Annotated in this window: 15 protein-coding genes; 3 read left to right on the forward strand and 12 right to left on the reverse strand. The window is 61.6% G+C overall.

All coding sequences use genetic code 11. The features are described from left to right. Nucleotides 1-144: 144 nt before the first annotated feature. The 4 genes from msrB to AB7783_RS28725 form a co-directional block, all read right to left on the reverse strand. Nucleotides 145-558: a peptide-methionine (R)-S-oxide reductase MsrB gene (gene msrB / locus AB7783_RS28710; protein ID WP_120288504.1), complete on the reverse strand. Its 414-nt coding sequence runs from the start codon at nucleotides 556-558 to the stop codon at nucleotides 145-147. A 41-nt stretch (nucleotides 559-599) separates the two neighbouring features. Continuing rightward, nucleotides 600-1,316, reverse strand: a complete 717-nt coding sequence (msrA, locus tag AB7783_RS28715) for a peptide-methionine (S)-S-oxide reductase MsrA (RefSeq protein ID WP_441279508.1) — start codon at nucleotides 1,314-1,316, stop codon at nucleotides 600-602. A 214-nt stretch (nucleotides 1,317-1,530) separates the two neighbouring features. After that, nucleotides 1,531-1,920, reverse strand: a complete 390-nt coding sequence (locus tag AB7783_RS28720; protein ID WP_441279509.1) for a BA14K family protein — start codon at nucleotides 1,918-1,920, stop codon at nucleotides 1,531-1,533. A gap of 117 nt (nucleotides 1,921-2,037) precedes the next feature. Continuing rightward, nucleotides 2,038-3,147 carry an ATP-dependent DNA helicase gene (locus AB7783_RS28725; RefSeq protein WP_093759443.1) on the reverse strand — a complete coding sequence of 370 codons (1,110 nt, stop codon included), beginning with the start codon at nucleotides 3,145-3,147 and terminating at the stop codon, nucleotides 2,038-2,040. 174 nt (nucleotides 3,148-3,321) lie between these two features. On the opposite strand from AB7783_RS28725, the gene AB7783_RS28730 reads away from it, so the two are divergent. Both AB7783_RS28730 and AB7783_RS28735 read left to right on the forward strand, forming a co-directional pair. Next, nucleotides 3,322-3,708 carry a DUF4345 domain-containing protein gene (locus AB7783_RS28730; protein ID WP_158596755.1) on the forward strand — a complete coding sequence of 129 codons (387 nt, stop codon included), beginning with the start codon at nucleotides 3,322-3,324 and terminating at the stop codon, nucleotides 3,706-3,708. Next, nucleotides 3,705-3,887: a hypothetical protein gene (locus AB7783_RS28735; RefSeq protein ID WP_093759441.1), complete on the forward strand. Its 183-nt coding sequence runs from the start codon at nucleotides 3,705-3,707 to the stop codon at nucleotides 3,885-3,887. The genes AB7783_RS28730 and AB7783_RS28735 overlap by 4 nt, the downstream gene beginning before the upstream one ends. On the opposite strand, the gene flbD is transcribed toward AB7783_RS28735, so the two are convergent. From flbD to AB7783_RS28775, 8 genes are all read right to left on the reverse strand, one after another. Continuing rightward, nucleotides 3,888-5,273, reverse strand: coding sequence for a sigma-54-dependent transcriptional regulator FlbD (gene flbD, locus AB7783_RS28740; RefSeq protein ID WP_068733445.1), 1,386 nt, complete (start codon nucleotides 5,271-5,273; stop codon nucleotides 3,888-3,890). Between the two features lie 53 nt (nucleotides 5,274-5,326). Continuing rightward, nucleotides 5,327-5,671 carry a flagellar motor switch protein FliN gene (gene fliN, locus AB7783_RS28745; protein WP_089262063.1) on the reverse strand — a complete coding sequence of 115 codons (345 nt, stop codon included), beginning with the start codon at nucleotides 5,669-5,671 and terminating at the stop codon, nucleotides 5,327-5,329. Nucleotides 5,672-5,692: 21 nt separating this feature from the next. Continuing rightward, complete coding sequence (locus tag AB7783_RS28750) at nucleotides 5,693-6,313, reverse strand: FliH/SctL family protein (protein WP_093759440.1); 621 nt, start codon at nucleotides 6,311-6,313, stop codon at nucleotides 5,693-5,695. Beyond that, a complete protein-coding gene (gene fliG / locus AB7783_RS28755; protein ID WP_089262059.1) occupies nucleotides 6,313-7,404 on the reverse strand; it encodes a flagellar motor switch protein FliG in 1,092 nt (363 codons plus the stop codon). Before fliG ends, AB7783_RS28750 begins: the two co-directional genes overlap by 1 nt. A gap of 5 nt (nucleotides 7,405-7,409) precedes the next feature. Beyond that, nucleotides 7,410-9,023, reverse strand: coding sequence for a flagellar basal-body MS-ring/collar protein FliF (gene fliF, locus AB7783_RS28760; protein WP_441279510.1), 1,614 nt, complete (start codon nucleotides 9,021-9,023; stop codon nucleotides 7,410-7,412). Between the two features lie 171 nt (nucleotides 9,024-9,194). Further along, on the reverse strand, nucleotides 9,195-9,470 hold the full coding sequence (sciP, locus tag AB7783_RS28765; protein ID WP_002714638.1) for a CtrA inhibitor SciP: 276 nt from the start codon (nucleotides 9,468-9,470) through the stop codon (nucleotides 9,195-9,197). A 146-nt stretch (nucleotides 9,471-9,616) separates the two neighbouring features. Further along, on the reverse strand, nucleotides 9,617-10,342 hold the full coding sequence (locus AB7783_RS28770; protein WP_441279511.1) for a flagellar hook assembly protein FlgD: 726 nt from the start codon (nucleotides 10,340-10,342) through the stop codon (nucleotides 9,617-9,619). A 10-nt stretch (nucleotides 10,343-10,352) separates the two neighbouring features. Continuing rightward, nucleotides 10,353-11,876, reverse strand: a complete 1,524-nt coding sequence (locus AB7783_RS28775) for a flagellar hook-length control protein FliK (RefSeq protein WP_441279512.1) — start codon at nucleotides 11,874-11,876, stop codon at nucleotides 10,353-10,355. 320 nt (nucleotides 11,877-12,196) lie between these two features. On the opposite strand from AB7783_RS28775, the gene mnmA reads away from it, so the two are divergent. Beyond that, nucleotides 12,197-13,393 carry a tRNA 2-thiouridine(34) synthase MnmA gene (gene mnmA / locus AB7783_RS28780; RefSeq protein ID WP_439062706.1) on the forward strand — a complete coding sequence of 399 codons (1,197 nt, stop codon included), beginning with the start codon at nucleotides 12,197-12,199 and terminating at the stop codon, nucleotides 13,391-13,393. Nucleotides 13,394-13,396: the final 3 nt, after the last annotated feature.

The raw sequence follows: 13,396 nt of genomic DNA on the forward strand, positions 1-13,396 counted from the left end.
TTCGCAAACGTGCATGCCGCTGAGGCATGTTCACGTAACAGGCAATAGGCGAAGCCGCTTACGGACAAGTATTGGACAGAAATGCCCCGCGAGACTTCGATGAGTCGCACGGGGCACTGAAACAGTTCGATACAGGATACGTATTTATTTAGGCTGAAGTTTCAAGGCCGCAGAGTTGATGCAGTATCGCAATCCCGTGGGTCCGGGGCCGTCATCGAACACATGTCCGAGATGACCATTGCACTTGGAGCACAGCACTTCCGTGCGGATCATGCCGTGTGTCACATCGCGTTCTTCGTCGATATGACTTTCTCGTGAGGGCTGCGTGAAGCTCGGCCAGCCGCAGCCGGAATCGAACTTGGCGTCGGACTCGAATAGCGTCTGACCGCAGCCGGCGCAGACGAAGGTGCCCGGCGTATGGTCATGTTCGTACTCGCCGGTGAACGGTCGCTCCGTCGCCTTTTCGCGCAGTACGGCATACTGCATCGGGGTCAGTTCGCGACGCCATTCGGCTTCGCTCTTTTCGACCTTGCCGGGTGTGGTCTTGGTATCAGTCATTCTTTCTCCTTCCCGATTGGCCGTGGCTGCGAGCGCTCAGGTCAATTTGTGACCTTCGACGCGCTCACCAGCGTCGGCTTTTCGATATAGTTCTGGGCAAAGATCTTCTTCAGGTTCTCGACCTTCGGAATATCGTTATAGGCAATATAGGGCTGGTTCGGGTGCAGCGTCAGGTAGTCCTGATGATAAGCTTCCGCCGGATAGAAGGCTTCAAGCATTCCGAGCTTGGTGACGATCGGCTTCTTGTAGACCTTTGCAGCGTTGAGCTGGGCGATATAGGCTTCCGCCACTTTCTTCTGCTCCGGCGTCGTCGCGAAAATTTCCGACCGATATTGCGTACCCGAATCCGGGCCCTGGCGATTCAGCTGGGTCGGGTCGTGTGCCACCGAGAAATAGATCTGCAGGATCTTGCCGTAGCTGATCTTTTGCGGGTCGTATTTGATTTCGACCGCTTCGGCGTGTCCGGTCGAGCCCGTGCTCACCGCTGTGTAATTGGCGGAGCTCTTCGAGCCGCCGGCATAGCCGGACACGGCGTTGACGACGCCTGCCGTGTGCTGAAACACGCCCTGGACGCCCCAGAAGCACCCACCCGCAATCACCGCGGTCTGAATGCCGGTCGCAGCCGGTATGTCCGTTGCTGGTGCGGGAATGATGACAGCCTCTTCGGCAGCAAAAGTGGGGCAAACGAGGGCGGTCGAAATCGCCAAGGCGCCGACAACGGCGCAGAGAGAGAGGCGGCTGAACAGGGAGCGGCGCATAGCAGGTCCTCTTGATGATCGATGGCCGGATATCGGCAGTCTAGACCGGAGCCCATGGTACGCAATCGGCATTTCCGGTCGGCACATCCGAGATACGGAAGAGGATGCCAGTTGTTACGCGATGCCGCACACGAGTTCGTGAGGATCTGGATGGCAGGAAAAAGCCGCGGAACAGGCGTCCCGCGGCTTTTTGATTGACTATGACGCTAACCGCCTATGGGCAGGGATAACGATTGCCGTCGTTGTTCAGATAAGTGCCTGACGCCGGATCGTAGGAACGATAGCGCTGCGCGCAATAGGCTGCGTTCTGCTGGGCTGCCGCGTTGGCCTGGCTAGCCGCAATCGCGCCGCCGATGATGGCGCCTGCTGCGAGGCCGCCGACGACGGCACCAGCGCTGGGTCCGCGGCGATAGTAGCCAGGACCGTAGCCGTAGCGTGGGCCATAACCGTAGCGGCGATAATACTGCACGTTCTCGGTGGCCGACGGTACGGCACTGGCGAGGCCGGGCTGACTAAGCAGTGGCGCAGATATTGCCGGCGCCGAAAACGCCAGCGCGCTTGCGCCGATCATCGTAGCCATCGTCAAGATTTTCGCGGGATGCATATCGAGCTCCTTATTAAGCGTAAGTGGCCGAAACGTTCGGGCGGGCATCTTGTTCCACGATGCCTAGGAGCGAGACGCGTCAGATCAGCGCATGCGATTGATTGCAAAATACGCGCGTTAAACCACGATGCTCAAGCGCTTCGCGGCGCGGGTGATGCCGGTGTAGAGCCAGCGGGCGCGGCTCTCCTGAAATGCAAAGCTCTCGTCGAACAGAACGACATCATCCCATTGCGAACCCTGGCTCTTGTGCACGGTCAGCACGTAGCCGTAGTCGAATTCATCGTAAGGCTTGCGCTGTTCCCATGGCAGCGTCTCAACACCGCCGGAGAAACAGTCCGCGCGCACCGAGACCTTGGTGACCTTGCCGCCGAAATCCTCATCCGGCGAAATCCGCATGGTGATGATCTGCGACTTCGAGGCAGCACGCGCCTTCACACGCCACAGACCGCCGTTGAACAGCACCTTCTTGCGGTTGTTGCGCAGGCAGACCAGCTTGTCATTGGCCACCGGCAGCAGGTCCTCGATGCCAAGTTTCTGTCGCACACGCATATTGTAGGCGCGCCGCGTGTTGTTGCGGCCGACCAGCACCTGATCGGCGGCCATCACGCGGTCCGGATCGAGCGCCTTGCGCGACACGATTTCGCTGAGGCCGTATTGCCCGGGCTGCAGCGACCGACCCTCGCGGACATCCATCGACATGCGCACGATCGGATCGTGTTCGGCCTGACGATGCACCTCGGTCAGCATCACGTCGGGCTCGGTCTCGGTGAAGAAGCCGCCACCCTGGATCGGCGGCAACTGCGCGGGATCGCCCAGCACCAGCAGAGGGCAATCGAATGACAGCAGGTCGCGGCCAAGCTCGGCGTCGACCATCGAACATTCGTCGATCACGATCAGCTTGGCCTTGGAGGCTGGCGCGTCGTCCCACAGTTCGAAATTCGGCTGCTCCTCGCCGCTCTCACGGGCGCGATAGATCAGTGAGTGAATCGTGGAGGCGCCGTCGCAGCCCTTGTTGCGCATCACCAGCGCCGCCTTACCGGTAAAGGCTGCGAATTTCACCTCGCCGTCCACATTGTCGGCGACGTGCCGCGCCAATGTCGTCTTGCCGGTACCGGCAAAGCCGAACAGCCGGAACACCTGCGGTGTGCCGTTGCGGCCTGGCTTCGCCTTCAGCCAGTCGTCGACGGCTTTCAGCGCGGCATCCTGATGCGGGGTAAAGGTCGGCATTGCGTCTCTGGAAAGCGGTGCGCAGCCATTTTGCCGCGACTCAGCGGGGAAAGCTAACCATTCAGGCGTCTGACGCAAGCCGGAGACCCCCAAGTTGTGTGCGCCAACGTGGCCGGTTGCTCATTGTCGTTCCATGACGCAGTTATTAGGCTGCTTGAGCCCAGGGAGCCCATTTTGGAACGCAGACTGCTTCAGATCGCACTGGCGATTGTCGGCCTCGTGGCCATCCTGTTCGGCCTGACCGGCGTGCTGTTCGGCACCAGCCTCTCAGGCGTCAGGCTCGGCGTGACGATGGAAGGCTATGTGCGCTTCATCAAAGGCGTGCTGGTGGCGGTCGGGCTGATCTACTGGTCGGCGATCCCGCAGATCGAAAAACGCTTTGAGCGGATTTCGATCGTAACCTTCATTCTCGTGTTTGGTGCGGCTGCGCGTTTGCTAGCGGTGCTCAGTCATGGCTTTCCGACCGTGGGATTGCTGATCAGCCTGATCGGCGAACTGGTGGTCGTCCCGATGATCTGGCTGTGGCTTCGCCATCTCGTGCGGCGGGGTGCGGTCGCATGAAGCGGATCGGCATTGGGATCGTCTATGTGATCGGCGCGATTTCGATCGGTTATCTCGCGCTCTACGCCTATGCGATGTTCACCCGGCAGGAGTTGACGCCGGGCGATCCGATCAAGATTTTTCGCAAGCAGGACGCGCCGAGCTATTCGCAGGGCGCGTCGTTGTCGTTCTTCGCGTAATTACATCGCGCCCATGGCAGCACGATAGTCGCCGGCGCCTGCTCCCGCCGGTGTGATCGGCAACCCGCCATCGGCATATTCGTTGAGCTTGTTGCGCAGCGTGCGGATCGAGATGCCAAGAATGTTGGCCGCATGGGTGCGGTTGCCGAGGCAGTGCTTCAGCGTTTCAAGGATCAGATCGCGCTCGACATCGGCTACGGTACGGCCGACCAGTGCGCGGGTCACGGTTTCTGCCGCCATGGTTGCATGCGCCACGGCCGGCGGCGTCTTGGCGAGATCGAGACGATCGCCATCCGGGGTCAGGATGGCATCCGCGCCGATCTCGTCGCCGTTGGCCATCAGCACCGAACGGTGGATCGTGTTTTCGAGTTCACGGACGTTGCCCTGCCAGCGATTGGCGGTGAGCACGCGCCGCGCCTCGGCGGAGATCGGACGCACCGGAACGCCATTGGCGTCGGCATATTTCTTGGCGAAATGTTGCGCCAGTTCGAGAATGTCGGCCGGGCGATCGCGCAGCGGCGGGATCTTCAGGTTCACGACGTTGAGGCGGAACAGCAGATCTTCGCGGAACGTGCCTTCGCGTACGGCGTCGGACAGGTTGCGGTTCGAGGTTGCGATGATGCGAATGTCCACCGGCACCGGCTTGGTGCCGCCGACGCGGTCGATGACGCGCTCCTGAATGGCGCGCAGCAGCTTCGACTGCAGCCGCACGTCCATTTCCGAGATTTCGTCCAGCAAGAGCGTGCCGCCGGTGGCTTCCTCGAACTTGCCGATGCGGCGTGCGATCGCGCCAGTGAAGGCACCCTTCTCGTGGCCGAACAGTTCGGACTCCAGGAGATGCTCGGGGATTGCAGCGCAGTTAATGCTGATGAACGGCTTCTTGGCGCGGTTGGAGCGGGTATGGACATAGCGCGCCAGCACTTCCTTGCCGGTGCCCGATTCGCCCGTGATCATCACCGACGCATCGGAGCCGGCGATCTGCTGCGCCAGCTTGACCACCTTGCCCATCATCTCGTCGCGATAGATCAGGTCGCGGGAGTCGTTGGCGACGGCGGCCAGAACGGCGGCGATCAGTTCCGGATCTGGCGGCAGCGGGATGTATTCTTTGGCGCCGGCATGGATCGCCGCCACCGCAGCGCGGGCATCGGTGGTGATGCCGCAGGCGACGATCGGTACATGGATGTGTTCGGCTTCCAGCCGCATCACGAGGTCGCGGATGTCGAGGGCGACATCCACCAGCAGGAGATCCGCGCCCTTGCCGCCGCGCAACACGCCCATCGCCTGATCGTGGCCTTCGGCATGAACCACGGAGGCGCCGTTATCCATGGCGATCTTGGTGGCGGTGGTGAGTTGGCCCTTGAGGGTACCAACGATGAGAAGCCGCATGGTGATCTCCTGTTATATCCTGGTCGCGCCCTTGAGGCGCCGTTTGTCTCGAATTAGCTGCGTTCAGCCTTGATGATTTCAGTCATGGTGACGCCGAGCTTTTCTTCGACGAGGACGACTTCGCCGCGCGCCACCAGGCGGTTGTTCACGTAGATGTCGATCGCTTCGCCAACGCGGCGGTCGAGTTCGAGCACGGTGCCGGGCCCGAGCTTCAGCAATTCGCCCACACCCATCTTGGAGCGGCCGAGCACGGCCGATACTTGAACCGGAACGTCGAAGACCGCTTCGAGATCGGCGGCAATACGCGTGACCTGTTCTTCGTCAGCATAGCCCACGTCCCCCATCGCGCCGGGATCGGTGGCATTGAGATCGGGAAGCGGAACCTGGGGATCGCTCATATGCTAGTCCTCACAGCCCTGTCAGGCCTGATTGCGCGACGCCATGTAGCGTCCGACGAGTTCGTTGATCTTGGCGTCGATGGTTGCGCGCTCCAGCACGACGCCGCCATCCGCCCATTCGATTTTGCAGTCGCCGTTCTCGATATCCGGCTCGGCGAGGATGACGAGGCGACCGGCGAAGCCGCTTTGTTTGGCCTGTTTCTCGATGCGTTCGCGTGCTTCGTCGTAGAGCTGATCGTTGATGCGCACCACGAGATGCGGTGTCGACACCAGATTCTTGAAACAGTCGTGGACCAGGGCCATGACTTCCGTGAGCGGTTCGACGGCGATCAATTCACTGCAGAGTTTGCGTGCCACCGACACCGCGACATCGACAGCTTCGGTTTCCATCTTTTCTTCGATGGCCCCGAAGCGCGACGAGATCGAGGAGATCGCAACGCCGATCTGTTCCAGCGCCAATGCGGCGCGACGGTCGCTTTCGGCCTTCGCCTCGCGCTGGGCCGCATCGAAGCCGGCGCGATAGGCCTGGGCTTCGGCGTTGGCGACCTTCTCCGCGATCTCGGCCGGCGTGATCGCGGGCGCCCGCGTCTTGTCGGGCGCTGCGAAGTCCATATCGAACAGAAATTTTGCGGGGGCGGCCATCAATACACCAGCTCGTCGTCGGCGCGGTTCTTGGTCAGCACGATTTCGCCCTTGGCGGCGAGATCCTTGGCGAGATTGACGAGTAGTGCCTGGGCCTCGTCGACGTCGCGCAGACGGACCGGGCCGAGCGCGGCCATATCGTCGGTCAGCATCTTGGCGGCGCGGGACGACATGTTGCCCATGAAGAAGGCGCGGACCTCCTCGTTGGCGCTCTTCAATGCGATACCCAGCTTGTCCTTGTCGATGCTGCGCATCAGGGTCTGTGCCGAGCCGGCATCGAGCTTGATGAGGTCGTCGAAGGTAAACATCAGTGCCTTGATGCGCTCGGCCGCCTCGCGATTGTCTTCTTCCAGTGAGGTGATGAATCGCGTTTCGGTCTGGCGGTCGAAGTTATTGAAGATTTCCGCCATGACTTCGTGCGCGTCGCGACGACGGGTCTGCGAGAGGTTCGACATGAATTCGACGCGCAGCGTCTGTTCGACGCGCTCGATGACTTCTTTCTGCACCGCTTCCATCTTGAGCATGCGGTTGATGACGTCGAGCGCGAGATCCTCGGGCAGGATGCCGAGCACGCGCGCTGCATGCTCCGGCTTCAGCTTCGACAGCACCACGGCGACGGTCTGCGGATATTCGTTCTTCAGGTAGTTCGCGAGAACCTCTTCCTGCACGTTCGAGAGTTTTTCCCACATGTTGCGGCCTGCAGGGCCGCGAATTTCTTCCATGATACCGCTGACGCGCTCGGACGGCAGATACTGGGTCAGCAGACGCTCGGTGGCATCGAAAGTGCCCATCAGGGCGCCGGAGGCGGACATCCGTGACACGAATTCGAGCAGCAGATCTTCGACAGTCTCCGGCTCGATGGTGCCGAGCGACGACATGTGAAGTGAAAGTTCGCGCACTTCGTCGTCGTCGAGCTGCGCCCAGACCTTCCCACCATATTGTTCACCCAGCGCCAGCATCAGGATGGCTGCGCGCTTCGGGCCGCTCAGCGGCTTCGCTGGCGCACGGCCACCTTGGCGCTGTGCGAGCGATGCTACGACGCTGGCGATGTCGCTGCTGTTATCGCCGGTGGTTTGCGGAACGGATGCCATTCAGATCACGCCGGTTCCTGCAGCCATGCGCGAACAATGGCTGCGGTTTCGTTGGGGTTACGATCGGCCAGTTCGCCCACGCGATGCACGGATTGCGCGTGGACCTGACCCTGGATGGTGGCGACGTCGATCATGTTGGGGCCGCTGGCGGGAATGACGGTCTGTCCGTCAGCGCTGAGGGCGACACCGTCGGGAAGAACGAGAGCGTTGGCTGCAGGGAGCGCCGGCACGGGCTCAGAGGCGAGGACGCGGCGGACCAGCGGGCGGATGACCATGAACATCACGACCAGACCGAGCAGCATCATGACCGCGAGTTCGATGACGTGCATCACGTCATCCTTGGTGAATTGCATCATGCCGAGCAGACCGGTCGGCTCCGGCGTCGGAACGACAGTTGGGCCCTCGGCGAATTTCAGGTTGACGACCTCGACCTGATCGCCGCGCTTCTGGTCAAAGCCAATGGCCGAACGGACCAGCGCTGCGATGCGATCGAGTTCTTCCTTGGGGCGTTGGGCGTAGACCTGCTCGCCCTTCTCGTTCTTGCTGTAGCTACCGTCGACCAGTACCGCGACCGAGATGCGATTGACACGGCCTGCTTCGGTAACTTCGGTCTTGGTGACGCGGGAGATTTCGTAATTGTTGGTTTCTTCCGACTTCTTGCTTTGATCCTTCGCCGTCCCCGTGTTGCCGGCCGCCTGATTGCCTGGCAGTTCGTTGTTGACGGTGACTTGGCCATCCCGCTCGCCGACGGCGGAGGATTCTTCGCGGCTCTGGCTGGAGCGCAAGACCCGGCCTTCCGGGTCGAATTTGTCGGAGGTCTGCGTGACCTTGTTGTAGTCGAAGTCGGCTGTGAGCTGGACCCGGGCCCGGCCTGCGCCCACCACCGAGGAAACGATCGCTTCGACCTGGCTGCGCATCCGCTTCTCGAAGCCGGCGCGGCGCTCGTCGCCGGTGGCGCCCTCCATGGTCGCGTCGGCGGCGCCGTCGGCGAGCAGTTGTCCCGCTTCGTCAACGATCGAAACCCGGGCCGGCTTCAGGCCGTTGACGGCCGAGGCGACGACATGGCGGATCGCCCGGACCTGCTGCGGGTCGAGGGCGCCGCGGACGCGGACGACGATCGAGGCCGAAGGCTCGGGAGCTTCGCGGGAGAACAGGGGGCGTTCCGGCAGGACGAGGTGAACGCGGGCGAACTGTACCCGGTCGATCGCCCGGATGGTTCGCGCCAATTCACCTTCGAGGGCGCGTAAGTGATTGATATTTTGGACAAAGCTTGTTGTTCCGAGAGCGTCCGACTTGTCGAAGATCTCGTAGCCGACGCCGCCACCCTTGGGCAGGCCGCCTTCGGCCAGCTTCATGCGCAGGCGAGTCACCTTGTCCTTCGGCACCATGATGGCGGCACCGTCGTTCTTCAGCTCATAGGGGATGGCCTGGCGTTCCAGGTCCTTGATGATCGCCGAGGAGTCCTCGACGCTCAGGTCCGTGAACAGGGTGGTCATCTGCGGCGTGGTGACCCGCATGATGACGAAAGCAAAGAAGCCGATGAGTGCGGCGGTCACCGCAACCATCGCCATCAGGCGCGCCGCGCCGAGACCCTTAAGGAAACCTAGAAGACTCTGCACGAACCAGCCCCTGAGATTCGGCCTCAAAGACCGACTGGGCAAATTTTGCCGGGGTATGGTTTCGATATGGTTAACGGCGGTTAACGGGTGGCAAAAATATGGCCAAATGACGAAAACCGGCTTCCCATGAGGGAGCCGGTTTTCATCGAATTGGAGATATTAACGATTCGTTTACTGACGATACTGCTGGATGCGGGTGGTCCGCAGTCCTGCCAGACCGTGCTGGTCGATCGAGAACTGCCAGGAGAGGAATTCGTCGACTGTCAGCGTATAGCGGCTGCAGGCTTCCTCAAGAGACAGAAGGCCACCGCGGACGGCGGCGACAACTTCGGCTTTGCGGCGGATGACCCACCGTTTGGTTCCGGGCGCGGGCAGATCCGCAATTGTTAACGGACTGCCGTCAGGCCCGATGACGTATTTGACCCTCGGGCGATGGGGTTCTGTCATGGCGTACTCACAAACTCTCAACCACTGAACTCACTTCAACAATCTACGCCCAGCGACTTAAAATTTGCCTAAGCCTACAACTCCAATGCGAATAGAACTGGATTTGGTTCGAAATAATCGTCCCGAGGAGATGATGCGGCGCAGCGTCAGGTTGTCTGTGTGGTTGGCGGCGAGGGAGTCGTTGGCGCCGTCGTCGGACGCACCACACGCTTGATCTTGTCGACGGTATAGTTGGTGCCGTTGATCGAGAGCAGGGCGGGGCTCGCTGACAGATCGACGGAATCGACAACGCCCTGGACTTCCGTAGAGATGGCGACGTCGCGACCGTTGTCGTCCTTGCCCGTTGCCGTCAGCGTATAGGCCCCTTCGGGATACTGAACGCCATCATTGCCTTTACCGTCCCATACGAAAGTGCCGTTGCCGGACTTCAACGTATACTTGCCGGTGTAGACAACGTTACCAGCTGAATTCGTAATGTTGACGGTGGCTGTAGAGTCTTTGTCGGCGAGCAGATTCCATGTCGCCGACGTCTTGAATTGCGCCGTGCTGCCATCGACGGCGACGTTGTTGCCGACATAGATAAGTGCCTGCGTCGCTTCCGTAGCTTTGCCAAGATCGACCAGGGCTTTCAGCTGATCGTTCGACTTGAGCTGCTGTTCGACGCCCGCGAACTGCACGAGCTGCTGCGTAAACTGGTTGGTATCAAGCGGATCGAGCGGGTTCTGATTCTGCAGTTGCGTCGTCAGCAGTGTCAGGAACGTCTGAAAATTATCGGCAATACCGGTCGTCGTCGAGCCGGAGCTGCTGCTCGAGTTCGATACCGGTGTGGTACCGGATACGACAGGGGGTGGAGTCGTTGCGTCAACTGCCATGGTTCGCTCCTCAAATACTGATGTCGACGCCGCTGCTGGATCCCAGCATGCGGCCATAACCGCGGCCCGCAGCGATCGCAGGCACGGACTCGTCTTCGTGGATCACAAGGCGCTGGGCGTTGCGGCCCGAATTCTCGCCACTGTTCTGTTGCTGGCCTTGCGACTGATCGCGCAGGCTGAATTGTAGTCCGCTGTCGTTAGTCTTGAGGCCGGCCTGTTCGAGTGCGCGCTGCAGTTGCGGTGCATCCTGGCGCAACATGGTCAGGGTTTCCGGCTTCTCGACGGTGAGGTGCGAGGTGACATTGCCATGCTTGTCGACTTCGAGGCGGACATCGATACGGCCAAGCTCAGCAGGGTCGAGCCGGATGTCGAAGCTGCTCTTGCCCGATTTGGCGTTCTGGGCGATCTCGACAGCGACGCCATTCAAAGGCACTGGCGCATTGGTCGCTATCGTGGCGGTCAGTTGCGGGGTCGCAGCTGCAATCGGCGTCGGTGCGGTCTGCAACGGCTGCTGCTGCAAGCTATTGGTGGTCGGCGCAGTCACATCCGGCACTGCAGCCTGAGCGGTGTGTTCGGTGCGACGCTCATGGGCAGCGCCAGCCGCAGGCTTTGCAGCTTCCGGTGCAACAGTGGTCGCGTCAGTTGCTACGCCATCGACGAGTTTGTCGCCCGGCTTGGCATCCTTGCCGACGGTCGACGTTGCGGCCGCGTCGGCTGGCTGCGCGGACGTCGTCTCGGTGGTCTTGGTCTTGTCTTCTGATTTGACCTCAGCCGTTGATGCCGTTGCGGCATCGGCTGCGCTGGTCTTCTTCGCGCCGGCTTTGCCGCCCGCGGGTGTCGCGGATGCGATAAGTGCCGCGAAATTCGCTTCGGCTTCCGGGGCCGTCGATGCAGGCGCCGCTTCGGCGTCAACCGTTGCGGCTTCGGTCACTGCCGTCTGGGCTTTCAAAACGGCTGCAGCGATGGCGAGAGGCTGTGCAACGCCGGTGGTTTCGGGCGCTGCCGGAGCTACCGCAACATCGGTCGTGGCCACGGGCACGGGGATCGCAACGGCGACGGCGGCGACCGCGACGGGCTTCTCGGTTGAGCCCGTTGCATCGACATCGGTCGTTGCGGTCTTGTCGGCATCCTTGGACGAGGCGTCCTTGGTGTCGGTCTTGTCGCCCGTCTTCGCGTCGGCCTTGGAATCGGCCTTCGTGTCGCTCGGATCGCTCTTCTTCGCCTTGCGGGAGTCCTGCGCGGCATCGGCTGCCTGGGTGTCGCGGTCACGTGCATTGGCGGCCGCGTTGTCGGTGCGATCATCGGACTGCCGCGTGCGGTCATTGCTCGAGGAGCGCGTGTCGTCGCGCCGTGCGGGTGCTGGCAGATCAGGCTGGGCGGCCGCGGCGCGGTCGCTATTGGCGCTGGCAACGGTGTTGCTGTCGACCAGCGAGCTGAAGCTGTCGGCGTCCGACCGCTGATCGTCGCGGGACGAATTCGATCGTGCGTTCTGAAACGAGACGTTTGAGACGATATCGGACGTGACGCTAACCACGGGCGGCCTTTCCAGAAGAGTTCTATCCTCCTTTCAGCAAGGACCGGGCCACCTCTCGTTTTATAAAAATATCTATATAAATCAGTATGTTGTAATTCGGGTGGAACCTCCGTGGGGACCGTCGCAGCATTATCTTTTCTGCCCGGCGGCAAGAATTGCCGTTTCCGGCGAGGCGCCGTGATTGATTGAGCGCAAGGCGGCCTATATTAAAGTCCCATATCCCAACCCATTGTCGGACCGACCTTAAGTTCCGGGATTTGGCTCCGTTTTCCTGATCGCGACGGTTTGCAGCCAGCGCGGTCGCATCAGTGACCGAAACCATGCTCAACAGTCTCGATCTCGAAGGCCGTCCGCAGGACACCAGGGTCGTGGTCGCCATGTCCGGCGGCGTCGACTCCTCGGCGACGGCTGCGCTGTTGAAGTCGCAGGGCTACGACGTCGTCGGTATTACGCTACAACTCTACGATCACGGCGCCGCCACCCATCGCAAGGGCGCCTGCTGCGCCGGCCGTGACATCCATGATGCCCGCGACGTGGCCGAGCGGATCGGGATCCCGCATTACGTGCTGGATTACGAAAGCCGGTTCCGCGAGTCCGTCATCGACAATTTCGCCGCGAGCTATGCCTCCGGCGAAACGCCGGTGCCGTGCATCGAATGCAATCGTTCCGTCAAGTTCCGCGATCTGCTGGCCACCGCGCGCGATCTCGGCGCGCAGGCGCTGGCGACCGGGCATTACGTGGCCTCACGCCGCCTTGCTGACGGCTCGCGTGCCATGGTCTGCGCTGCCGATGCCGATCGCGACCAGAGCTATTTCCTGTTCGCCACCACGCAGGAACAGCTCGATTATCTCCGCTTTCCGCTCGGTGACATGAGCAAGCCGCAGACCCGCGAATTGGCCCGGCAGTTCGATCTGTCGGTCGCCGACAAGCAGGACAGCCAGGACATCTGCTTCGTGCCGTCCGGCCGCTACACCGACGTGATCGAGCGTTTGAAGCCGAATGCGCTCGAACCGGGCGAGATCGTCGATATGGATGGCCATGTCATCGGCCGCCACGATGGCATTATCCATTTCACCATCGGCCAGCGCCGCGGCCTCGGTATTGCAGCGAGCGCGCCGCTCTATGTGATCAAGCTCGATGCCGTCACCCGGCGCGTGGTCGTCGGCCCGCGCGAGGCCTTGCGGATGCACCGCATTGTGCTGCGCGACGTCAACTGGATCGGCGGCGGGACGCTCGATAGCGCCGTGGGCAGTGGTCTCGAACTGTTCGTCAAGGTGCGCTCGACCCGTGGACCACAGCCGGCCTGGCTGCGCGCCGTGAATGGCGGCTACGAGATCGAACTGGTCGGCGGCGAAGAGGGCGTGTCGCCCGGTCAGGCCTGTGTGTTCTACGACGCGCCGGACGGGCAGGCCCGCGTGCTCGGCGGCGGCTTCATCAAGAGCGCTGCGGCGAAAAGCCCTGTCAGCACCTCCCCCCGCGATGCTAGTGTCCCTGCCGTCGCAGCAATGCGTGTGTAAGAG

Origin of the sequence: Tardiphaga sp. 172_B4_N1_3, from assembly GCF_052076035.1 — a bacterium.
Lineage (GTDB): Bacteria > Pseudomonadota > Alphaproteobacteria > Rhizobiales > Xanthobacteraceae > Tardiphaga > Tardiphaga robiniae.